The organism is Gemmatimonas sp. (genome assembly GCF_044376735.1).
Taxonomy (GTDB): Bacteria; Gemmatimonadota; Gemmatimonadetes; order Gemmatimonadales; family Gemmatimonadaceae; genus Gemmatimonas.
Genome location: NZ_JBILKJ010000020.1, coordinates 1 through 20,630 on the forward strand (window position 1 = coordinate 1; position 20,630 = coordinate 20,630).

Below are 20,630 nucleotides of genomic sequence, written 5' to 3' on the forward strand. Positions count from 1 at the left end.
TCAACGATACCGTCCCGCACATCCATCGATCTCGAACTTCGATTGTCAAACAGCGATGACTCGTCCCTGCTATATCCGCGCAACCGCTTGCGGTTGCGTCAGTTACCGTTTTCACTTCCGCCACCACTTAGGTGGCAGCCTCGAAACATACTTAGTTCGATGCCTTTAGTCAACCCCGATTCTCTCAACCGAGCCGCGCGACGTACAGGCGCTGACTACGGCTGCCCAAGACTGACTTCGAACACCCGCCGCTAGCAAAATTGCACCGTTTGTACGGCGGGGTCGGAAGTATGCGAGCTCGATCAGTATTCCGCAACCCCTCAAACCGTCCACTAAGTGCACTACGCTCCAGCGAAAAAAAAAAGACGACCGCTGAAGGCGGTCGTCGCAGGCCAACGCATTTACGCGTCGGCGAGGTCCGGGTGAAATACCCGGCAGTATCCAGAAGAGAACTCGTATTCGGTCGATGCAACGATGAGCGTGCAGCGCAGAGCTCCCAATGGAGCCTGCCAGACAACATCACCAGCAACCAACTGACCAAGAACCAACCAGCCTGACAACGACAGCAGAAACTCAGAGAGCCTTACTGCGCCGAACCTCAAACGGTGCCCGATGCGAACATCGAAGCACTGCAACGAACCGCTTCCATCCGGACCGGTAGCATAACACCAGCCCGACCAAAAGTGCACCCTCTAGGACTCGAACCTAGAACCTACTGATTAAGAGTCAGCTGCTCTACCATTGAGCTAAGGGTGCGATCCTGTGCTCGATACCGCGTGCAAGACCAACGTGACGCGCCAGGAGGGACTCGAACCCCCGACCAACAGCTTAGAAGGCTGCCGCTCTATCCATCTGAGCTACTGGCGCCTGCTCTGCCGCTGGCCCCTACACGGGGTCCAGACCCTAGATCCACGAAGGATCCGCCCCACCTGACATGTCCTACCACGAGATCGGGGCGGCCGGATTCGAACCGGCGACCTCCTGCTCCCAAAGCAGGCGCGATACCGGGCTACGCTACGCCCCGCAGATCAGCGGCCGCGTATGTTATCCCGCGGGTGCGCCGAGGTCAACGGGGGCTCGAAAATCCGTTGCCACTTTCTAGACACACCACCCCGGTACCGCACTGGCCGGCGCGTCGTTCGCTTTCGCGCGCGCGTACCAACTCCCCGCGCTCAACGCATTGCCCGATGTTCGAAGTAGGTGCGAACAGCCTCGCACTGCAACAGCGCCGCGAAGGCACGACCGCGATGACTGACACGCACCTTCTCGGCGTGCCCTACCTCCGCGAAGGTCGCCCCCAGATCATCAGACAGAAAAAACGGATCATACCCGAAACCGCCGGTCCCCCGTTCGACCGCAAGGAGTTCGCCCGACGTCTCTCCTCGCGCGACCGCCTCGCACCAGTGCGTGCCGTCGTACCAGACGCAGGCCGCGGCGCAGACATACCGCCCCCGACGCGACCACGATTTCGAGCGCTGGGCATCCAGATGGGCGTCTCGCTCGGCCGCGCGAAGCGCCTCCTGAAGGAATGCGTTGTTCGCCGCATCGAGCGCGGCACCATGCAAATCGTTCCGACCGGACCAGCGCTTGCTCTGCACGCCCGGCCGTCCACTGAGCGCATCCACCGCCAATCCCGAGTCGTCCGCCAGTACGGTCGCGCCGGTCCGCCGCGCGAAGTACCGCGCCTTGGCGAGCGCGTTCGCTTCGAAGGTGTCGAATGCTTCGAGCGCGTCTTCTTCCGGCAACTCCGGTAGGCCGAGGTCGGCGAGCGTCACGACCTCCACGCCGACTGAGGCCATCAGTGGGACCAGCTCGCGCACCTTGCCCACGCTGCGGGTCGCGAGCACGACGCGGCCTGTCGTCGCCGCGCCCCCAGCGGGCAGCGGCGAGGGGATCAGCTCACTCACCGCAGCGGCGTGAACGGCTCGGCCAGCACCCGCACCTGCAAGGCGTCGAGCGTCTCGATGCCGCGCACGGCAATCGACAACAGCGCATCGAGCTGTTCACGAGCAAAGGTGCCGTGTTCGCCTGTACCCTGTACCTCGACGAAGCGCCCCTCACTGCTCATCACCACGTTCATATCCACGCCGGCGCGTACGTCTTCCTCATAGTCGAGATCCAATCGCGGCTGGTCATCGATGAGACCGATGCTGATGGCGGCGACGCGTCGACGCACCGGAGACACAGGAATGCGGCCGGTCTGCACCATCCACGTGAACGCGTCGTGCACCGCCACGCAGGCCCCCGTGATCGCCGCCGTGCGCGTGCCTCCGTCGGCCTGAAGCACGTCACAGTCCACCTTCACAGTGAACTCGCCGAACCGGAAGTCGTCGAGCATGGCGCGTACGCTCCGGCCAACCAATCGCTGAATTTCCTGCGTGCGTCCACCGACCTGCTGACGCTCACGCGACGATCGCGTTTTGGTCGCGCGCGGCAGCATCGCATACTCAGCGGTGACCCAACCTTCACCCGACCCACGCCGCCACCCCGGAACGCCGGTCTCTACCGACGCGGCACAGAGCACGCGTGTCTCACCGAACGACACGAGGCACGAACCTTCGGCGTAGGGCACGGCGCCACGCTCGAGGCGGACCGGACGCGTGGCGTCGTTCGCGCGTCCCACGCGCGTGGAGAGCAATGGGCGCTCGTCGTTCGTTGCGTCGGATCCATTCACGGCAGCGTCAGCCACGCAGTTTCTCGATGGTGGAAGTAGTAGAGTGTCCGTCGACCAGTTGAATGACCACCACGCGTCCTCCGCGCGCGGTCACAAGATCTGCGCCAACGATGGTATCCGGCGAGTAATCGCCGCCCTTCACGATGACATCCGGCTCGATCGCGCGCACGAGTTCGATCGGCGTGTCTTCCTCGAAGAGCACGACCGCATCGACGGCCTCGAGCGCCGCCAGTACGCTGGCCCGCTCGGCCGCCGTGCGAATCGGCCGCTCGGGGCCTTTCAGTCGCCTGACCGATGCGTCGCTGTTCACGCCAACAACCAACGCCGTCCCCTCGCGCCGCGCGCGGTCGAGGACCTCGACGTGCCCTGGATGCAGTAGATCGAAGACGCCGTTGGTGAATACCACGGCACCGTGCACGCTGCGCCGCCAGATCGCAGCCGCGTCCAGCGTCATGACCTTCGACGACGGGTACCGCGGGGCCTCGCGCGTCACCACTGCGACTGGACTCCTTCCACAAGATCATTGATCAAGCTTTCGAGCGCGTTCTTGCGCCCGGCAGCTTCACCTCCTTCGGCGTACTGCCCTTCGCGCTGCAGTCCCTTCTTGGCGAGCAGCGTGCGGCCGGTCGTCTGATCGATGATTTCGACGTCAAGCACGATGAGCAACCGTCGCCGCGTGGAGGTTGTCTGCCGTCCATCAGCGCTGACGCCGGCGGGCAGGTCGACGTCGTACTTCACCAACGCACCGCGCACAACGACATCAGCGCGCGCGGCGGGTGCCTCGCGCAAGTTGAGGCGATCGCGGAGTGTCGCGCGCAGCTGCTCGAAGACTTCGCGCTGGAGTTCAGGCACTGCGGTCTGGTTATCGAACGGCTCGATCGCCACGGTTTTCAGCTGCTTGGGCAGTCCGCCACCGCCGGAGAATCCGTAGCAGCCACCCACCAGCGACAGCGCAAGCATGAGCGCAAGTGCGCTCCGCCCGGCACGCACGATCCTACGGACGGCGCCAGATGGCGTCATCGAATCCCTCGACAGTCGTGGTATCGGTCACGGCAATGGCCAAACGCCGCTTGCCTCGCTCATGAACATACTGCAAGAGCCATTGCCCGTTGGCCCCGCGTCGCCTGGACATCCACTCGATGACCTTGCCGTCTTCAATCCGTTCGACCCGAGCGAGCGCCGTACCGCCAAAGGCCAGGCGCCAGGCGCGCCCGTCGGCACCAGAGGCGTCGCGCCCCCGAAGCACGCCCAGATCGGCACGCAGGGTGTCGCCATCGGTGCGCGCGGTCGTGTCACGGGTGGGGGGCAAGGCCAATCGTCCGAGACTGGACCACAGCAGTGGCACAGGTGGCAACAGGCGCTTGACCAGATCGATGCCGGGGACGAACAACGAGTCACCGAGCAGAATGGCGTAGCCGCCCGCCATCCCATTCTTGAGGAAAAAGTCGAGTCGCGCCCGATCCGGTGCCTGCGCGCGCACCGCCCCGTCACCGTTCGCCTCGAACGTGTCGTCCTTGTACACCCAGGTGAAGCGGAGCACCTGAGCCCCCGCCGCCATGTGCGTCGGCGGCAGGATGGCGCGGGTCGGTACCCCAACCAGCGGACGCGCCGTGGGGGCACACGCGGCCAGTGACGCCGCGACGACCGCGATCACCGCGACGGGTGTCCGGATGCGAGTCGGTAGGCGGGACGGTGCTGGCATGATTACGGGTGGCGTCGGCACGTTGGGCGAATCACTGGATGCGGATACGCAGCATGCGGTCACCTTGCACAATGCGATCCATGACGTCGAATCCGGAGAGTACTGTTCCGAACACGGTGTACGCCCCATCGAGATGCGGCTGACTAGAGTGGCAGAGGTAGTACTGGCTTCCGCCGGTATCTGGCCCTGACGTGGCGAGGCCGAGGCAGCCGCGTTCGTGCCGTTGCCGAGAGAAGCTCTCGCGGAGGGCGAACCCTGGTCCACCCGTTCCGTCACCGCGAGGATCGCCGTCCTGCACCACGAAGTTCGGTACCACCCGATGGAAGATGGTGTTCCGGTAGAATCCCTGTTCTGCCAACCGCACGAAGGCCTCGACCACCAAGGGTGCTTCGCGTCCATAGAGCCTGAGGGTGACGATACCGTAGTCTGTCTCGATGATGGCCACGGGCTGCCGGCTACCGACCGCGCCCCACCGGCGGACCAGTGCCTCGTACTCGACCAGTGGGCGCGCGACCAGCGAGTCCGGCATCACCCGCCTCGAGGACGAGGCGGCGGCCTCTCGCGGCGCGAGTACTCGCCGGCCCAACGAACGCACAATCGAGTCACGATCGACGCTGGCTTGCCCCGCGAGCCGGCGAATGCGCTCCGCGACGCGATCGTCAGTCGCATTCACCACGCGCTGGAGCGCCGCGGTGCGAACCCGCGGATCGGCATCGCCAATGAAGGCCTCCGCAGCGAGTACGTCGTCGGCCGCTGTGGCGCGAGAACGATGCTCGAGCGCCGCGATGCGATAGCGCCAATCGGCGTGTCGTTCCCACGTCGCCACTTCGGCGTCGAAGAGCGGCAGCGTGAGGCGTCGCGCCTGCCCCAGCATCAGTCGGCGTACGGCCAGCAGCGTGTCGCGATCCCACGCGCGACGCCAGCGCAGGGTATCGCGACCGAAGACGACGGACAGACTGTCGGCGGCGGCCATGCGGACGTTGACGACCGAGTCAGCCAGTCCGCGTTCCACGGCGACAAGCGCGGACGCCCCGAAGGTCGACACGCTCCCGGCAGCGTTCGCACGCACACGCCAGTCAGGGTCTCGCAGGAACGCGTTCAGCGCCTCGCGAGCCGGCCCGGCCAGGGAATCGCCGACCGTGTTCCGGGTCATGGCGCGTGCCACGTATTGCCGGACCTCCTCATCGGGGTGGGCGCGCACCGTGAGTAGGGCGCGTACGCCCGCCGGTGCCCGCAGTCGCCCAATCACATACGCGGCGGAACGTACCACCTGCGCCGAACTGTCGGCGAGCCAGGGCACGACGAGTGCGATGGGCGCCGGGCGCAATTTAACGGTCGCGAGGACCAACGCCGCGCGGACGTGGGCAGTACGCAACGAGGCGGAGCTTGCGCGGAGCGGTGCGGCGAGTCCATCTCCCAATGCCACCGCCAGCACGGTGCGCGACGGCTCGCCAATCTCCCCCAACGCCCACGCCGCTTCCCGGGCGACGGGATCCGGCGCCCCACCGATCGCGCGCGCCAGGGCGGCCACCGCTTGTGTATCCTTGGCGACACCGAGCGCGAACGCGGCATTCGCTGCAATGAGCGTATCGCCATCGGTCAGCAATCGACGCAGCTGTGGGAAGCGGGCACGCATCCGCAGCTGTCCGATCGCCAGCGCCGTTCGGGCTCGGCGATCGGGATCGGCATCACGCAGCAGCGTGTCGATCAGGAGCGTATCGGCGCGGCGGACGTCGAGCATCGCCATCAGCCGCGCATCGTGGCGCACGTCCAGCGCCGCCATGCGCAGTGAACCGGTACCGCCTCGGCTGCCAGCACTGGCGCTCACACACCCGGCACCTACCAGGCTGAGGGTCACCACGCCGGTCGCCAGCAGTCGCCGCCGCACCGCGAGATCAGCGCGCATGGATCGCCGGCATGACGGCCGCCTCGAGCACAGCGCGAACTTCCCGGGGCATCGCGGCGAGGCGACCCGACTTGTCGATCGAGACCAGCGCCGTGGTCGCCGAGACGAGGAGGGTGTCGGTATCGGCGCGCGTTACCCGATAGGAGAAGGCAAGCCCGCGTGACCCCGCCGATGTGAGCCGCGTATACACGCGGATCGGATCGTCATAGCGGGCCGATGCGTGAAAGCGCATGGTGACGTCGGACACCGCGAGCAGCACGCCTTCGCGTTCCAAGTCGGCGTAGGACTTCCCGAGGGCCCGAATGAAGTCGGTACGACCGAGCTCACACCACACCAGATAATTGGCGTGATACACGACGCCCATCTGGTCGGTCTCGGCGTAGCGGACGCGCAGTTCGGAAATGGTTTCGGACACCATGGCAGCCATTGGAGACACCGGCACGAGCCAGCGAAACGGGGAACTGGGAAGATGCCCCTGCCCCGCACAGGCGCCAAGCGGCGACCCGGTGCGTTTGTGGCCTCGTCCCGAAACGGTTAGACTCAAACTGTGCTCCATACCCCGACACTGGTCATCGGCGACGCGCACCTCGGCGTTGCCTCGGCGGACGCCGAGCGTGCCCTGCTGCGGTTGCTGCGCAATGTGCCCGCGCGCGCTCGCGCGCTGGTGATCATGGGAGACCTGTTCGATTTCTGGTTCGCCTGGCGGCACGCCATGCCGCGCACAGGGTTTCGGGTACTGGCCGCGCTCGCCGACCTTCACGACGCCGGTATCCCGGTGCTTTGGATCGGTGGGAATCATGATTGCTGGGGCGGTGATGCCCTCATGGCCGAAACAGGTGCGCACTACACCCTGCACCCATGGTCCGGCGCGATCGGGGCATGGCGGGCCGAACTCGCCCACGGAGACGGGCTTCGCGAGGTCGAAGACGCGCCGTACCGGCGGCTCCGTCGTGTGCTGCGCCATCCGCTGGCGATTCGCGCCTTCGGCATGCTGCATCCCAATCTGGCGTCGCGCGTCGCGCTGGCCTCCTCGCACACGAGCCGCACTCGGCGCGCCGGCGACGAGGGCCGAGGTCTCCTCGCGGTGGCATCGCAGTCGTTATCCACTCCCGACGGACCGAATCTGGTGATTCACGGGCACTCGCACGTTCCGATGTTGCGTCGTGCGGGCGGTGGGTGGTACGCGAACGCCGGCGCATGGTATCTCGATCAACAGTACCTGCTGATCGAGCACGATCAGATCTCCCTGGTCGCGTGGCGCGACTCAGGTGAAGACGTGGTACTCCACCGCGGTGAGCGGAGCGTCGAGGAAGCGACGGCCGAGCGCGAGGAAGTGCCCCGGCGCATCTGACGCGACGAAGCGGTGCCTCGGTTCTGGCGCGTGCCCTCCGGCGGCATTGTTCAGCAGTCCGCGATCGGCGAGGATGCGTTCGACCTCGACGGCCGTTTCTTCAGCGCTGTCGATGAGCCGGACCGCAGGCCCCATCTCGGCGGCAAGGACGGGCGCCAATAGCGGATAGTGGGTGCATCCGAGCACCAGCGTGTCTACCCGGGCGTCCCGCATCGGCGCCAGATACTCGCGGACGATGAGTCGCGTGGCCGGGTGATCGCCCCACCCCTCTTCGACGAGCGGCACAAAGAGCGGACACGGGGCCGCCAGCACGGTGGCGTGTGATGACAGCCGGTGAATGGCCCGGGTGTATGCACCAGACGCAATGGTGCCGCTGGTACCGATGACGCCAATCGGTCCTATGCGGCTGGCGCGCACCGCTGCACGAGCCCCCGGCTCGACCACACCGACGACCGGCACGGGGAGCGAGGACTGGAGCACATCGAGTGCGTGTGCGGTGGCCGTGTTACAGGCAACCACGACGCACTTCACCCCCTCGCGCACCAGCCATTCGCCGATCTGCAGCGCATAGCGTCGCACGGTGTCGGGGCTTTTCGGCCCGTAAGGGACCCGTGCCGTATCTCCGAAATAGAGCAGCGATTCCGAAGGCAGGCGTCGCGAGAGGGCGTTCGCGACGGTGAGCCCGCCGATGCCCGAATCGAACATGCCGATCGGTGCCTGCTGCGACGCCCGCATCGGGCTCAGAAGCGAACGGTGGCGGCAAACACGGCCCCCGATGGGCGCGGATAGGCCGACAACTCCACGGGCACGTCCCACAACTGCGCCGAGACGAAGGCATCGGCACCGGCAAACAGATGATTGAAGGCGACGACGGCAAGCCAATCTTCAACGTGCAAGCGCCGTGTTCTCACCAGGTCACGGGTAATGCCATTGGTGAAGACGCCGTTCTTGACGAGCGAATCTTGTGAAACCACGTACTGATCCGGCAGGGAGTCGATGAGATAGCGACGCGCTTCACGCAGATCCGTCTGGCTCCGGCGCATCATCACGATTGCCGCGAGTTCGATACTGGCGAAGAGCGCGCCGGAGGTACCGCGATCGAGGCGCGACTGGCCGAACCCTGGCAGTGCGGCGGAGTACATGAAGGCCCGCTTCGGCGTTAGCGGCGGCGTGAAGCGACCGCGCTGTGTGAGTGGGGCCATCACGGCAGCCGGGGGCACGACGACGGGCGAAACAGGCTTCGCTGACACGGAATCGCGCTGCTGCGCTGCCAGCGGCAAGCCCGCCGGAATCAGCAGCGTGAGACCAACGAGCGCACGTGGAATCAGTCGAAGCATTCTTCTGGTACTCCTCAGCGCGACGGGAGAGCCGCAACGAGTTCGATCTCGACGCTCACATTTCGTGGCAGCCCCGCAACGGCGACCGTCGAGCGCGCCGGACGGGCATCGCCGAGCACACGCGCGTACACGGTATTCATCGAAACGAAGTCGTCCATGGTTCTCAGAAAGACGGTGGTTTTGACCACGTCGTTCCAGGTCACGCCAGCCTCGTGGAGTACAGCGGACAGATTCGAGAGAACACGCTCCGTCTGCGCCGTTACGTCACCGGTTTCGATCTCCATGGAGACGGGATCCAGCGGGATCTGGCCGGCGGTAAACAGAAACCCATTGGCTCGCACCGCCTGTGCGTACGGGCCGATCGCTTTCGGGGCATGGTCGGTGTGCAGCGTCTCGATGGACATGTGTGTAATGCGCTAAAGGGTGATCAGAACGGTGCCGACACGGCGGCCGGCGGCAGGGCGGCGTCCGCGACCGCATCCGGCAGGTCGAAGAGCATCTTGGTATTGCGCAGCGTCTGCCAGCCGAGATCGTCGATCTCCTGCCCGCGGACGACGGCCAATCGGGCCAGCGTGCGGGTCACGAAGGCTGATTCGTTGCGCTTCCCACGATGCGGAACGGGTGCAAGATACGGCGCGTCGGACTCCACGAGCAGGCGGTCGCCCGGCACCATTTGCAGGAGCGCCTCGTCGGACCAGCTCTTGAACGTGATGATGCCGCTGAACGAGACATACCAACCGACGGAGAGGGCGGCCTCGGCGAGCGCCACCGAGCCAGTGTAGCAGTGGAGGACGCCTCGCACCCGCGCGGCCTCTGCCCGTTTCAGGAATTCGGCGGTATCTGCTTCGGCCTCTCGCGTGTGCAACACCATCGGCTTCTGCAATTCCGCGGCGAGCGCGAGCTGTGCGTCGAGGGCGTGAATCTGCCTGTCGCGCGGCGCATGAGCATAGTGCGTATCGAGGCCGCACTCGCCGACGGCCACCGCACCGTGAGCGACCGCCTCGCGAATCGCCTGCGGATCACTTGCGTCATCCCACGAGGCTGCATCGTGGGGATGAACTCCGGCGGTAAAGAACACGAAGCCGGCGTGACGCTCAGCCAATAGTCTGGCGCGGCGCGCGGTCGCGGCTGACTCGCCGATACAGACAAGGGCCCGCGCACCTTCTGCGCGGGCCCGCTGGATCACCGCGTCCGCTTCGTCAGCGAACGCGGGGTCGGCCAGATGCACATGACTATCAGCGAAGACGGTCATGCGCGTTACCGCGCGGCGACTCGCTCCGCCTTCCGCGAACCCTTGCCGGCCGCGGCATCAGTACCCGCGTTGACAGCCCGGCTCGTGGAGTCGGAGGTGGTCCGGGGATACTTCGACTCGATCCAGATCAGGAAAGGACCAGCCACGTAGATCGACGAGAAGGTGGCGACGAACACGCCAAACGTCATGACCAAGGCGAACGGGCGGATGATCTCGCCGGCGAGCAACAGCAGCGCGAGCGTGGATGCAAGTACGGTGGCGTGCGTCATGACGGAACGCGGCAACGTTTCGTTAATAGCACGGTCGAGTACCTGCGCGAGGGACTCGCCCTTCGATCGCTTCTTCAGATCTTCGCGAACGCGATCAAAAATGATGATCGTGTCGTTCGCGGAGTAGCCGAGCAGCGTGAGAATGGCCGCGACCACAGTGAGTGACACCTCGACGTTGAACATCTTGATGAACGCCAACGTGAGCAAGATATCGTGCGCCGTGGAGAGTACGGCCGCGGCGCCGAATCGCCAGTCGAAGCGGATCGCGAGATACATGAGCGTAAACAGCGAGGCGATGAGCATGGCGGTGAAGGCGCCGGCGCGCAACTCACTGCCGACCTTTGGCCCGACCGCTTCGGTGCGCACCACCGTGACGTTGCCCGCGCCGAACTGTTGTTCCAGGGCTGAGGAAATCACCTTCGAAATACCCTCGGCGCCAGCATCCTGCGCTTCCACCTGCTTTTCGTCACGGGCGCGGATCGTATACTCCGTGGCCGTGCCGTACTGCTGGATTTCGCTGCCCGTGATGCCCGCCTTATCGAGGGTGCTTCGCACGACGGCGACATCGGGCGCCTGCTTGAACTGGACCTGCATGAGCGTACCGCCGGTGAAGTCGATGCTGTACTTCACGCCGCCAGTGATACCGAAGGTCACGAGACCCAGCACGATAAACGCGATCGTCAGGACGGCAGCGAGGCGCCAATGCTTGACGAACTCATACTTCGTGTTGTGAAAGATTCGCAGCATGGCGTCCTCAGATGCTCAGCGTCTGGTTGCCGCGCGTGCGGCCGAGCCAGATCATGAAGAAGGTCTTGCTCACGAAGATCGACGTGAACAGAGAGGCCACGAGGCCTGCGATGAGCGTGACCGCGAAGCCGCGCACCGGTCCGGTGCCGTACTGATACAGCACCATGCCAGAGAGAATCGTGGTGGCCGAGGTGTCGATGATGGCACTCATCGCGTGGCGAAAGCCCTCGTCGATGGCGAGTCGGTTCGACTTGCCATGGTCGAGCTCTTCACGGATGCGCTCGAAGATCAGCACGTTGGCATCGACGGCGATGCCGATGGAGAGCACGAAGCCAGCCAATCCGGGCAACGTGAGTACGGCGTGGAAACCGGCCAGCACGGCCAGTGTGTACACGAGATAGAGCAGCAGTGCCGCGACCGCCAGCATGCCGGCGAAACGGTAGTACCCGATCATGATGACCACGATCAGCGCGAACGCCACCGCGAGCGCGAGCGCGCCGTTGTTGATCGAGTCGGCTCCGAGGCTGGCGCCGATGCTGCGCACTTCCGCCACCTTCAGCGGCACCGGCAGCGCACCCGCGCGCAGGACGAGCGCCAGGTCCTGCGCAGCCTGCAGCGTCCCGCCACCAAGCGTGATCTGGCCATTCCGGCCGATCGCGCTGTTGAGCACCGGCGCCGTCACGACGCGCTGGTCGAGGACGATGGCCATGTTGTCCTTGACGTGCTTGCCGGTCTCGACCTTGAAGCGACGCGCGCCTTCGTTGTTCAGCGTGAACTGCACGACGTTCCCTTCCACCGGATCGCTGGACGGACGCGCGTCGGTGAGCACTTCTCCCGTGATGATCGGACGCGAGTCGAGCACATACAGGGCGAAGAACCGCTGCGTGCCGGACACGAGCGAGTCGACACCCCAGCGCATGACCTTACCCGGCGGCATGGCGCCCTGGATGGCCGGCAAAGCAAGCGCGCGCTCGATGGCCGCATACGACGCTTCCGGCACGATGTACTGACCGGGGATCTGTCCAGGCTGCACGTTGGTGCTGAACAAACCGCCAACGACGGCAGCTGGGGTCGCGGTCGCCGAATCGGCGCCCGCGGTGGCCACCACCTTACCCGTCGAGTCCTTGGAGGAATCCGACTTCTGCGTAAGCAGCGAGGTCGCGCCAGCCTTCTTCGTGGTGTCGCCCCCCGTCTTCGCTTCGGATGCCGCCGAGAGCCCAGCGCTCTTCGCGATCTCGTCAAAGCGCGGCATCACCTTTTCCAACGCCTGCGTCTTGTCGGTGATCTGGAACTCGAGGAACGCCGACTTCTGCACGACGTCCTGTGCGCGTTCGGGGTCGTCGATGCCGGGGAGTTCCACGATGATGCGCTCGCTGCCGGCCTTCTGCACCACGGGTTCGGACACGCCAAACTCGTCGATGCGCTGACGCACGACCTTGAGTGCCCGGTCGAGGGCCTCGGACTTATTGGCGACCGCCTGCTTGGACTCGTCGACCTCGAGCGTCAGGTGCATGCCACCCTGAAGGTCGAGACCTCGCTTGAGCGGCACGCGACGCACCGTGTCATACACGAAAACGCCATCGCGCTTCACCCGTTCGACAACGGTGCGCGGAAAGAGGGCCCACACGGAGGCCGCGAAGAGTCCCACGATGAGCAGGATGCGGTACTTCAGGTTCGCCATCGATGCCGGTGGCCAGAGGTAATGTCAGCACGTCGGGGGAGCGACGCGAGAAACGGCGTAAAATACGCCTAGCCTCTTAACTTAGGGGTGCGGACGTCGTGGCGGTAGCCAGTTCCTTCAGAGTCTCTCGCGCCACCGCCTCATCACGGGCCAGCTGCGCGCGCAAGGCATCGACGCCATCGAAGGACTGGGTGTCCCGAATCCGTGCGATCAGGTCGAGGCGGATCGGGGCGCCGTACCAGTCGTACGTCGCATCAAAGACATGGGTCTCTATCCGGCGGGACGCGTCCCCGAAGGTGGGTCGTGGCCCGAGGTTGAGCATGCCGCCGAAGGGTCCCTGGGGCGTCTGCACCCGGACCGCGTACACGCCGTCGGGCGGGAGCAGTTTCCGGGCGGGAGGAGACGGCATGTTCAGGGTCGGATAGCCGATCAACCGCCCGCGTTGGTCCCCCCGGATCACGGTGCCAGCGAGACTGTACGGGCGCCCCAGTCCAGCGGCCGCGGTGTGCAGATCGCCCTGAAGGATCGCGGTGCGGATCGCCGTGGACGAAATGGCCTGTCCGTCCGCCGCGTGCACGGGGGGGAGTACCGTCACGCCGAACCCGCGCGAGGCACCGAGCGACTGCAGCACGTCGATGTCGCCAAGACGTCCGCGCCCGAATCCGTGGTCATGCCCGACGAGCAGCTCGGCGACCCGGAAGCGCTCGCACAAGACCGCGTCCACGAACTCATGCGCCTCATACGAAGCGAGCGTGGGCGTGAACGGGAGCACCGCCACGTAGGACACGCCGCACTGGGCGAACATCTCGAGCTTCTCGTCGTGCAACGTAAGGAGTGGCGGGGCGACCGACGGACGGACGACCTCCAGCGGATGGGGCTCGAACGTAACCACCACGCTGGGCCGATCGGTCTCGACAGCGAGGGCGGCGAGGCGGGCCAGGACATCATGGTGGCCTCGATGCACGCCATCGAACGTGCCAACGGTGACGACCGCACCGGACTCGCCGATCGGTAAACCGACGGCATCGGCCCACACCGATGTCATGCCGTAGCCTCGTCGCCCAGCATCACGACGCGAGGCTGCCACCAGTCGCCGGCCGCGCGCTCGGCGATGGCAACGACCGTCCCCTGCCAAAGGAGTGCGCCCCGAGCGCCCGGCACTGTCGCGGCCATCCGACGGCCCACCCGGAGCGCGGCCAGTCCGGCCTCGTCGAGCGATTCGTGCGCGACGGCGCCAAGGGCCGACAATGGTGAGCGCAACAGCACGCGGCCATCGACGATGCTGCCGGGCTCCAGCCGATCGAGCGGCTCCGCGTCGTCGACCCGTGCCGCGCCGCTGGCCACGCGTCGCAGGCTTTCACAGTGCGCCGCACTGCCGAGCGCGCGCCCCAAGTCTCGCGCGAGAGCCCGAATGTAGGTACCGCCACCACAGGTCACCCGCACGGTGAGGGAGCCAGCGGTACTCGCCAGCCATTCCCAACTCGTGACGTGCACGTCGACGGGAGCAAGCTCGACACGTTCCCCCCGGCGCGCCAGTGCATACGCCCGCTCCCCGTTGATATGCTTGGCAGAAAAGGCGGGAGGCACCTGCGCGAGCCGACCGGTCAGTGCGGTGATGGCCTCGCGCAGCGGCGCGTCACCGGGATTGGCGAGGAGCTCAGCGTCAGGCGAAATCGCTTTCCGGGTGACCTCACCCGTCGCATCGTCGGTATCCGTTTCGTGCCCGAAGCGAATCACCGCGTCGTACACCTTGGGTTCACCCATGACGTACGGCAGGAGACGCGTGGCCGAATTCACGGCCAGCACGAGGAGGCCGGTCGCAAAGGGATCGAGCGTGCCAGCGTGCCCGACCCGCTTGGAGCGGGCCGCGCGTCGGACGACGCTGACGACATCGTGCGAGGTGATCCCCGCCGGCTTGTCGACGTACAGCAATCCTGACGAGATCATGACGTGTCGCCCACGCCCGCGTCAGCGCGCCATCACGCTGAGCGGGTCGTAGTCACTCGGCGGAGGACGCGGGCCCCGACGGGCCAGATAGATCCTCGGCCGCCAATTCGTTGGCCGCGGCATCAGCCGTGGCATCACGATCGGTACGGATCTGCGCCAGGAGCTGCTCGATGCGCGACGCGTGCGCAACGCTTTCGTCGGCCTTGAAATGAATCTCCGGCGCATTGCGCAAGCGCAGGGTCTTGCCGAGCATGGAACGTAGGTGCGACGCGACGCTGGCCAGCCCTTGAAAGGTGGCCTTAATCGCTGCCTCGTCTCCCATCACGCTCACGAACACGTTGGCGTGCCGAAGGTCGCGTGTCATCTCCACCGCCGTAACGGTGACGAAGCCACGAATGCGCGGATCCTTGGCGCCTTCTGCGAGGAAGGTCGCCACTTGTTCGCGAATCGATTCGGCTACACGGTCAGGTCGCCGCGGTTCGCCCATACTGCCTCCTCAGGACTTTGACGCCTGGTCGAGCGTACGAGCCACTTCTTCCGTGCGGTAGCATTCGAAGACGTCGCCGATCTTGACGTCGTTGAAGTTCTCGATGCCGATACCGCACTCGTAGCCTTCCTTCACCTCGTTCACGTCGTCCTTGAACCGACGCAGTGACGCGATGCCGCCGTCGTAGATCTCGACGCCGTCCCGGATGACGCGCATACGTCCCTTCCGGTTCATGTTGCCCGAGCGCACGATGCAACCGGCGATGGTGCCAATACGCGCGACCTTGAACGTTTCGCGTACCTCGGCTTCGCCGAAGACCACTTCGCGCGACTCCGGCCGCAACATGCCTTCGAGGGCAGCCTTCACGTCGGCCACCGCCTCGTAGATGATGCGATAGAGCTTGATGTCCACGCCTTCGCGCTCGGCTGCCGCGCGGGCGTTGTTGTCCGGGCGGACGTGGAAGCCGATAATGATGGCTCCCGACGCCTTCGCGAGCAGGATGTCCGTCTCGGCGATCGCACCGACACCGCGGTGCAGGATTTCCACCTGCACTTCGGGGTTGGAGAGCTGCCCGAGCGCATCGGCCAATGCCTCGGCCGGGCCGCCCTGGTCGGCCTTGATGACCAAGCGCAACGAACGCTTCTGGCCGGCGCTGGTCTGCGACATGAAGTCTTCGAGCGACACCAACCCACGCGTGCTGCGACGGCTCTTCGCTTCACGATCGAGCCGTTCACGTCGCTGCGCGATATCGCGCGCTTCGGAGGCGTCCTCGACGACGAGCAGCTGATCGCCGGCCATCGGCACACCGCTGAGTCCCAGAATCTGCACCGGAATCGCGGGGCCAGCTGACTTGACGGGCTTGCCCCGCTCGTCGAGCATGGCGCGCACACGGCCGGAGTAGATGCCACAGATGTAGTCATCACCGACCTTGAGCGTACCATTCTGCACGAGCACGGTCGCGACCGGTCCCTTACCCTGGTCGAGCTGGGCTTCGACCACCGACCCGACCGCACGGCGCGACGGATTGGCCTTGAGCTCGAGAATGTCCGCCTGCAGCAGGATCTGATCGAGGAGTTCGTCGACGCCCGTTCCCTTCTTGGCCGAGATCTCGGAATGCAGCACCGTGCCGCCGAATTCTTCGAGGACGACTTCGTGCTGAAGCAGGTCCTGCTTCACCTTGGCGATTTGCGCCGTGGGAAGGTCGACCTTGTTGATGGCAATGATGATCGGGACGCCGGCGCTCTTCGCATGCGAGATCGCTTCGACGGTTTGGGGCATGACCTGGTCATCAGCGGCGATGACGATGACGACGATGTCGGTGACCTGCGCACCACGGGCACGCATGGCGGTAAACGCCTCGTGACCCGGGGTGTCGAGGAACGTGATGAGGCGCTTGCCGGCGACCTCGACGTGATACGCGCCAATGTGCTGCGTGATGCCGCCGGCTTCGCCCGCGACCACGTTGGCCTTCCGGATGTAGTCGAGCAGCGACGTTTTCCCATGGTCGACGTGACCCATGATCGTGACGACGGGCGGGCGCGGACGGAGATCTTCCGGCGCGTCCTCGATCTGCTCTTCCTGCAGGTCGGCGGCGTAATCGCTTTCCTTGACGGCTTGGAAACCGAACTCGCCGGCGATGAGCTCGATCTGGTCGAAATCGAGCCGCTGATTGATTGTGACCATGAGGCCGAGCGTCTTGAACGCGAAGCCCACGATCTGGGTGGCGGACACGCCGAGGATCTGCGCGAGTTCGGATACCGTAATGAACTCGTTCACGCGTACCGTCTTGCGCTCGCGCTCGGCGGCGGCAACGCGCTGCTCCTCCATCTCCGCCCGCATGTCGGACCCGAAGCGACGTCCACCACGGCCACGCGTAGGCGCGCCGCGCATGGCGGTCATCGTCTTCGTGATATTGGCCGACACCGCTTCCTGATCGACGGCTCCCCGCTTGCCCTTCTTGCCGCGACGTTGCTGGCTGGAGGCGCTCGCGGCCATACCCGTTCCTTGGGCACCCTGCGAAGGCGGAGCACCTTGGCCGCCACCAGGCGCACCACTCTGCCCGCCCTGCGGGCCGCCCGGGCGCCGATCGTCACGACGCTGCCCCTGCCCGAGTCCACCACCGGGCGCCGCGGACGCAATCGGACGCGCGCCACCAAAATTCGGCGCCCCCCCAGTTCGACCGGGGCGCGGAGCGCCAGGCACGACGGGACGCGGACGCGGGCGATCGGCCGGCAGCGGGGCCGACGGAACCGCCGGTACGGGCGGCGCCACGGGCGACACGGCGGCGGGAGCGACCACTGCCGACACGGCACCACCCGGGGCGGTGGGCGCCGCGGGACGCATCGCGTCGGGCTCAGGCTTCGGCGACACCGGCGCGGTGCGCTCGATGGGTGCCGCTTCCTGCCGTTCGACAGCGACGGGCTTGGGTTTCGGCGCGGCGGGCACCTCGACGGCCGGCGGTTCCGGCCGAGCGGGTACGGGCTCGACGGCGGCAGCGGCCGAGAGTTCAGCGGCACGCTCGACGGACACCGGTTCGATGTCCGCACGGACGTCGGGAGGCTGCGGGGTCGCAGCCTCGATGGGCGCGACGGCAGCCGGGATGCTGACCTCGCCCGTGGCTTCCGTCGGCTTCGGGGCCTCGGGATGGGCGCTCACGATCAGGGATTCGGTGTTCGCCGCATCATCGGCGTGCGCATCGTCGGCGCGGGCGTCGACCTCCGCGGCGCGACGGCGACGCACCGACGGGGCGGGCGCGTCGGCCTCGACCACCGGGGCGGGCAGATCGGGTGCCGCAGCAGCCCCCGTGCGGCGACGCCGCGGTGCGGCTGACGGGGCGGGCTGCGCCTTTTCAGCGCGCACACGTTTCTCACGCTCCCATCGGGCGCGAATACGAGAAACCTGATCATCGGTAAGCAGCGACAAGTGGCTGCGAACCGGGACGTCCATCTGGCGCAGGAGCGCGATCACCTCGTCAGCCGAGATACCGAACTCACCCGCCATGTCATGCACACGAAGCTTGCTCAACCCGTCCTCCTAACGCGAAACGCGCGTCGCGTCGCCTGCCGGGGTTGCCCCGGCCACGGCGCCACGGATACCGCGCGCCAGCGCTTGATCTACAATCCCGATCGCCGCTGTCGTATCCCGCCCGACAGCACCGCCCAGCTCGGCCGCACTCGGCCACTCCAACGTTTCGATGCGACGGGCCCGAAGGACCGGCACGACCTTCTCCAGCGAGTGGCGCGAGACATCACTCGCAACCACCGCCAGCACCACTTTGCCTTTTCCCGCGTCGATGGCGACGCGCTCCGCGCCGACCACAATCAGCCGACCGCGCGCGCCGAGCCCAAGCAGTCCGAGCACCTTGCGGCGTACGGCGTCATCGAGCAGCGGGAGCACGCGGGGCTCCTCACTCACTCGCTAGAACTCCCCGCTTCGTCTTCCATGGTCAGCTCATCGATGATGGCCATGATCCGATCGGCCTCGGCGGGAGCGATCCCGGGCAAACGCAGCAGGTCGTCCCGGTCGAGATCGAGGATATCGTTGAGGGTACGAAGACCGGCTTCCGCCAAGACAGCGACGGTGCCGATCTCGAGCCCTTCGATCTCGTTGAGCGGCACATCGGCTTCTTCTTCCTCTGGCAGCGGGGCGAAGAGCGGCGCTTCACCGCCCTTCTCCATCCACTCCCGGCTCGAATACAGATCGATCTTCCAACCGGTGAGCTCGGAGGCGAGCCGCACGTTCTGTCCGTTCCGGCCGATCGCCAGCGAAAGCTGGTCCTCGTCCACGACGGCCTGAATGGTGCGCGACATCGCGTCACTGAAGACGCGCGCCACGCGGGCCGGCGCAAGCGCCAGCTTGGCGAACCGTTCCGGATCAGGCGACCAGGGGACGATGTCGATACGCTCGCCACCGAGTTCGTTCACGACCGCCTGCACGCGCGAACCCTTGAGACCGACGCAGGCGCCCACCGGATCGACGGCGTCATCACGGGACGTGACCGCGATCTTGGTACGGCTTCCGACTTCCCGGGCGCCAGCCTTGATCTCAACGATGCCTTGCTGAATCTCGGGCACCTCGAGCTTGAACAACGCCTGCACGAATAGCGCATCGGAGCGGCTGAGAATCAGACGCGGTCCCTTGGGCGTGTCTTCGACCCGCTTGAGGACAGCCCGGACCGGCTCGCCCTGATGGTAGTGCTCGCGATGGTTTTGCTCGCGATACGGAATGATTGCTTCCGCTTCGCGGAACTTGTTGAGCATGACCACCAGCTTGCCACGCTCAATTTGCTGGACTTCCCCAGAGAGGAGGTCACCGACGCGGCCGGCGAACTCATCGCGGATGCGCGTGCGCTCGCCTTCGCGGACACGCTGAACGATCCGCTGCTTCGCGGCCTGCACCGCGGTCCGGCCGAACTCATTGAAGTCGACCTCGATTTCCATGACGTCCCCGAGCTGAAACTCGGGATCCATGAACCGCGCCTCTTCGATCGGAACCTCACGAGCAGGATCGGTTACCTCGTCCACCACCGTCTTGAGTAGCACGATGCGGATGGCGCCCTTCTCCTCGTTGATCTCGACTTCGGCCTGCACGTTGGCCCCGTGCTTCTTGGCCAGAGCGGCATGAATGCCGTCCTGGAGAAGCCCGTGCAGCTCCTCGCGTGTGATCTGCTTCAGATTCGACAGTTCACGGAACGCTGCGAGAATTTCCGCTGATCCGGCCATCCGTCTCCCCTATCGTTTCCAGTGAAACGCCAATCGCGCTTGGGCGACCTCGACAAGCGGAAGTTGGAACTCCCGACCCTTCGGATCACGCACCAGCGCGATTTCAGCGCCTTCCTCGCCATCGAGCGCAAGGATCTCGACTTCCTGTTTACCCCCCGCCAGCGCGCCGCTCGTGACCGTGGCCCGACGTCCGACGAACCGGCGCCAATCGGCCGCGGTTTTCAACGGCCGGTCTGCGCCCGGCGAAGAAACCTCCAACACATACTGCTCTCCGACCAACGCCTGAGCCTCCAATCGCGCTTCAACCGCGCGGGACGCCTTGGCACAGTCTTCGATCGTCACCTTCGTGCCGTCACGCCGGTCGATACGGATCTCGAGCACGGGACGAGAGCGAGAGCCCGCGCGCCGCAACTCCACCAGATCGAAACCAAGCGTGTCAAGCTCTTGTGCGACAATGGGTTCGACGATCTCGCCCACCTGCACGTCTCCAGAAAAAACCAACCACCGAAGAACAAAAAAGTGTGGGGACCATCCCCACACTTCACCCACCCGCGCT

21 protein-coding genes and 3 tRNA genes are annotated in these 20,630 nt (G+C 65.8%); 1 reads left to right on the top strand and 23 read right to left on the bottom strand.

The features are described 5' to 3' along the window. Positions 1-684: 684 nt before the first annotated feature. The 10 genes from ACIRA7_RS05065 to ACIRA7_RS05110 all read right to left on the bottom strand — a co-directional run bounded on the left by ACIRA7_RS05065 (position 685) and on the right by ACIRA7_RS05110 (position 6,700). Positions 685-756: transfer RNA gene (locus ACIRA7_RS05065), tRNA-Lys, on the bottom strand. 37 nt (positions 757-793) lie between these two features. Beyond that, positions 794-867 (bottom strand) — tRNA-Arg (locus ACIRA7_RS05070). 83 nt (positions 868-950) lie between these two features. After that, positions 951-1,024, bottom strand: a tRNA-Pro gene (locus tag ACIRA7_RS05075). A gap of 148 nt (positions 1,025-1,172) precedes the next feature. Beyond that, positions 1,173-1,907 (bottom strand): non-canonical purine NTP pyrophosphatase, encoded by a 735-nt coding sequence (locus ACIRA7_RS05080; protein ID WP_396219741.1) that lies wholly within the window; start codon positions 1,905-1,907, stop codon positions 1,173-1,175. Continuing rightward, a complete protein-coding gene (gene rph, locus ACIRA7_RS05085) occupies positions 1,904-2,638 on the bottom strand; it encodes a ribonuclease PH (protein ID WP_396219789.1) in 735 nt (244 codons plus the stop codon). The genes ACIRA7_RS05080 and rph overlap by 4 nt, the downstream gene beginning before the upstream one ends. 43 nt (positions 2,639-2,681) lie before the next feature. Then, positions 2,682-3,167 carry a D-glycero-beta-D-manno-heptose 1-phosphate adenylyltransferase gene (rfaE2, locus tag ACIRA7_RS05090; RefSeq protein ID WP_396219742.1) on the bottom strand — a complete coding sequence of 162 codons (486 nt, stop codon included), beginning with the start codon at positions 3,165-3,167 and terminating at the stop codon, positions 2,682-2,684. Further along, positions 3,164-3,634 (bottom strand): LPS assembly lipoprotein LptE, encoded by a 471-nt coding sequence (lptE, locus tag ACIRA7_RS05095; protein ID WP_396219743.1) that lies wholly within the window; start codon positions 3,632-3,634, stop codon positions 3,164-3,166. Before lptE ends, rfaE2 begins: the two co-directional genes overlap by 4 nt. A gap of 34 nt (positions 3,635-3,668) precedes the next feature. Beyond that, positions 3,669-4,376: a hypothetical protein gene (locus tag ACIRA7_RS05100; RefSeq protein WP_396219744.1), complete on the bottom strand. Its 708-nt coding sequence runs from the start codon at positions 4,374-4,376 to the stop codon at positions 3,669-3,671. A gap of 31 nt (positions 4,377-4,407) precedes the next feature. Beyond that, entirely contained in the window at positions 4,408-6,282 is a 1,875-nt protein-coding gene (locus tag ACIRA7_RS05105) for a peptidylprolyl isomerase (protein WP_396219745.1), read from the bottom strand. Next, the gene (locus ACIRA7_RS05110; protein ID WP_396219746.1) at positions 6,272-6,700 is read right to left on the bottom strand and encodes an acyl-CoA thioesterase; all 429 of its coding nucleotides are present in this window, start codon (positions 6,698-6,700) and stop codon (positions 6,272-6,274) included. The genes ACIRA7_RS05105 and ACIRA7_RS05110 overlap by 11 nt, the downstream gene beginning before the upstream one ends. Before the next feature lie 129 nt (positions 6,701-6,829). Here ACIRA7_RS05110 and ACIRA7_RS05115 point away from each other — a divergent pair, with 129 nt between their 5' ends. Further along, positions 6,830-7,633 carry a UDP-2,3-diacylglucosamine diphosphatase gene (locus ACIRA7_RS05115; protein WP_396219747.1) on the top strand — a complete coding sequence of 268 codons (804 nt, stop codon included), beginning with the start codon at positions 6,830-6,832 and terminating at the stop codon, positions 7,631-7,633. Here the strand turns inward: ACIRA7_RS05115 and murI are convergent. The 13 genes from murI to rimP all read right to left on the bottom strand — a co-directional run bounded on the left by murI (position 7,547) and on the right by rimP (position 20,623). Next, on the bottom strand, positions 7,547-8,368 hold the full coding sequence (gene murI, locus ACIRA7_RS05120; RefSeq protein WP_396219748.1) for a glutamate racemase: 822 nt from the start codon (positions 8,366-8,368) through the stop codon (positions 7,547-7,549). The two genes, ACIRA7_RS05115 and murI, sit on opposite strands and share 87 nt — an antisense overlap. A 5-nt stretch (positions 8,369-8,373) precedes the next feature. Further along, positions 8,374-8,970, bottom strand: a complete 597-nt coding sequence (locus ACIRA7_RS05125; protein ID WP_396219750.1) for a hypothetical protein — start codon at positions 8,968-8,970, stop codon at positions 8,374-8,376. Positions 8,971-8,984: 14 nt separating this feature from the next. After that, positions 8,985-9,374: a RidA family protein gene (locus ACIRA7_RS05130; RefSeq protein ID WP_396219751.1), complete on the bottom strand. Its 390-nt coding sequence runs from the start codon at positions 9,372-9,374 to the stop codon at positions 8,985-8,987. Positions 9,375-9,397: 23 nt separating this feature from the next. Continuing rightward, the gene (locus ACIRA7_RS05135; RefSeq protein WP_396219752.1) at positions 9,398-10,222 is read right to left on the bottom strand and encodes a TatD family hydrolase; all 825 of its coding nucleotides are present in this window, start codon (positions 10,220-10,222) and stop codon (positions 9,398-9,400) included. Between the two features lie 5 nt (positions 10,223-10,227). Further along, positions 10,228-11,238 carry a protein translocase subunit SecF gene (secF, locus tag ACIRA7_RS05140; RefSeq protein WP_396219753.1) on the bottom strand — a complete coding sequence of 337 codons (1,011 nt, stop codon included), beginning with the start codon at positions 11,236-11,238 and terminating at the stop codon, positions 10,228-10,230. 7 nt (positions 11,239-11,245) lie between these two features. Next, a complete protein-coding gene (gene secD / locus ACIRA7_RS05145) occupies positions 11,246-12,919 on the bottom strand; it encodes a protein translocase subunit SecD (RefSeq protein WP_396219754.1) in 1,674 nt (557 codons plus the stop codon). A 76-nt stretch (positions 12,920-12,995) separates the two neighbouring features. After that, positions 12,996-13,964 (bottom strand): bifunctional riboflavin kinase/FAD synthetase, encoded by a 969-nt coding sequence (locus ACIRA7_RS05150; protein WP_396219755.1) that lies wholly within the window; start codon positions 13,962-13,964, stop codon positions 12,996-12,998. Continuing rightward, positions 13,961-14,866 (bottom strand): tRNA pseudouridine(55) synthase TruB, encoded by a 906-nt coding sequence (gene truB / locus ACIRA7_RS05155; RefSeq protein ID WP_396219756.1) that lies wholly within the window; start codon positions 14,864-14,866, stop codon positions 13,961-13,963. Before truB ends, ACIRA7_RS05150 begins: the two co-directional genes overlap by 4 nt. Positions 14,867-14,918: 52 nt before the next feature. Continuing rightward, entirely contained in the window at positions 14,919-15,353 is a 435-nt protein-coding gene (rbfA, locus tag ACIRA7_RS05160; RefSeq protein ID WP_396219757.1) for a 30S ribosome-binding factor RbfA, read from the bottom strand. A gap of 9 nt (positions 15,354-15,362) precedes the next feature. Continuing rightward, positions 15,363-18,377: a translation initiation factor IF-2 gene (infB, locus tag ACIRA7_RS05165; RefSeq protein WP_396219758.1), complete on the bottom strand. Its 3,015-nt coding sequence runs from the start codon at positions 18,375-18,377 to the stop codon at positions 15,363-15,365. 9 nt (positions 18,378-18,386) lie between these two features. Continuing rightward, positions 18,387-18,767: a L7Ae/L30e/S12e/Gadd45 family ribosomal protein gene (locus ACIRA7_RS05170; RefSeq protein WP_396219759.1), complete on the bottom strand. Its 381-nt coding sequence runs from the start codon at positions 18,765-18,767 to the stop codon at positions 18,387-18,389. Next, a complete protein-coding gene (gene nusA / locus ACIRA7_RS05175) occupies positions 18,764-20,074 on the bottom strand; it encodes a transcription termination factor NusA (RefSeq protein WP_396219760.1) in 1,311 nt (436 codons plus the stop codon). Before nusA ends, ACIRA7_RS05170 begins: the two co-directional genes overlap by 4 nt. 9 nt (positions 20,075-20,083) lie before the next feature. Then, positions 20,084-20,623: a ribosome maturation factor RimP gene (rimP, locus tag ACIRA7_RS05180; protein ID WP_396219761.1), complete on the bottom strand. Its 540-nt coding sequence runs from the start codon at positions 20,621-20,623 to the stop codon at positions 20,084-20,086. Positions 20,624-20,630: the final 7 nt, after the last annotated feature.

Excerpts from the sequence above, each read along its gene's own strand:
- lptE (WP_396219743.1), bottom strand. The coding sequence starts at position 3,634 with ATGCTTGCGCTGTCGCTGGTGGGTGGCTGCTACGGATTCTCCGGCGGT.
- ACIRA7_RS05100 (WP_396219744.1), bottom strand. The coding sequence starts at position 4,376 with ATGCCAGCACCGTCCCGCCTACCGACTCGCATCCGGACACCCGTCGCG.
- ACIRA7_RS05105 (WP_396219745.1), bottom strand. The coding sequence starts at position 6,282 with ATGCGCGCTGATCTCGCGGTGCGGCGGCGACTGCTGGCGACCGGCGTG.
- ACIRA7_RS05110 (WP_396219746.1), bottom strand. The coding sequence starts at position 6,700 with ATGGTGTCCGAAACCATTTCCGAACTGCGCGTCCGCTACGCCGAGACC.
- murI (WP_396219748.1), bottom strand. The coding sequence starts at position 8,368 with ATGCGGGCGTCGCAGCAGGCACCGATCGGCATGTTCGATTCGGGCATC.
- ACIRA7_RS05125 (WP_396219750.1), bottom strand. The coding sequence starts at position 8,970 with ATGCTTCGACTGATTCCACGTGCGCTCGTTGGTCTCACGCTGCTGATT.
- ACIRA7_RS05130 (WP_396219751.1), bottom strand. The coding sequence starts at position 9,374 with ATGTCCATCGAGACGCTGCACACCGACCATGCCCCGAAAGCGATCGGC.
- ACIRA7_RS05135 (WP_396219752.1), bottom strand. The coding sequence starts at position 10,222 with ATGACCGTCTTCGCTGATAGTCATGTGCATCTGGCCGACCCCGCGTTC.
- secF (WP_396219753.1), bottom strand. The coding sequence starts at position 11,238 with ATGCTGCGAATCTTTCACAACACGAAGTATGAGTTCGTCAAGCATTGG.
- secD (WP_396219754.1), bottom strand. The coding sequence starts at position 12,919 with ATGGCGAACCTGAAGTACCGCATCCTGCTCATCGTGGGACTCTTCGCG.
- ACIRA7_RS05150 (WP_396219755.1), bottom strand. The coding sequence starts at position 13,964 with ATGACATCGGTGTGGGCCGATGCCGTCGGTTTACCGATCGGCGAGTCC.
- truB (WP_396219756.1), bottom strand. The coding sequence starts at position 14,866 with ATGATCTCGTCAGGATTGCTGTACGTCGACAAGCCGGCGGGGATCACC.
- rbfA (WP_396219757.1), bottom strand. The coding sequence starts at position 15,353 with ATGGGCGAACCGCGGCGACCTGACCGTGTAGCCGAATCGATTCGCGAA.
- nusA (WP_396219760.1), bottom strand. The coding sequence starts at position 20,074 with ATGGCCGGATCAGCGGAAATTCTCGCAGCGTTCCGTGAACTGTCGAAT.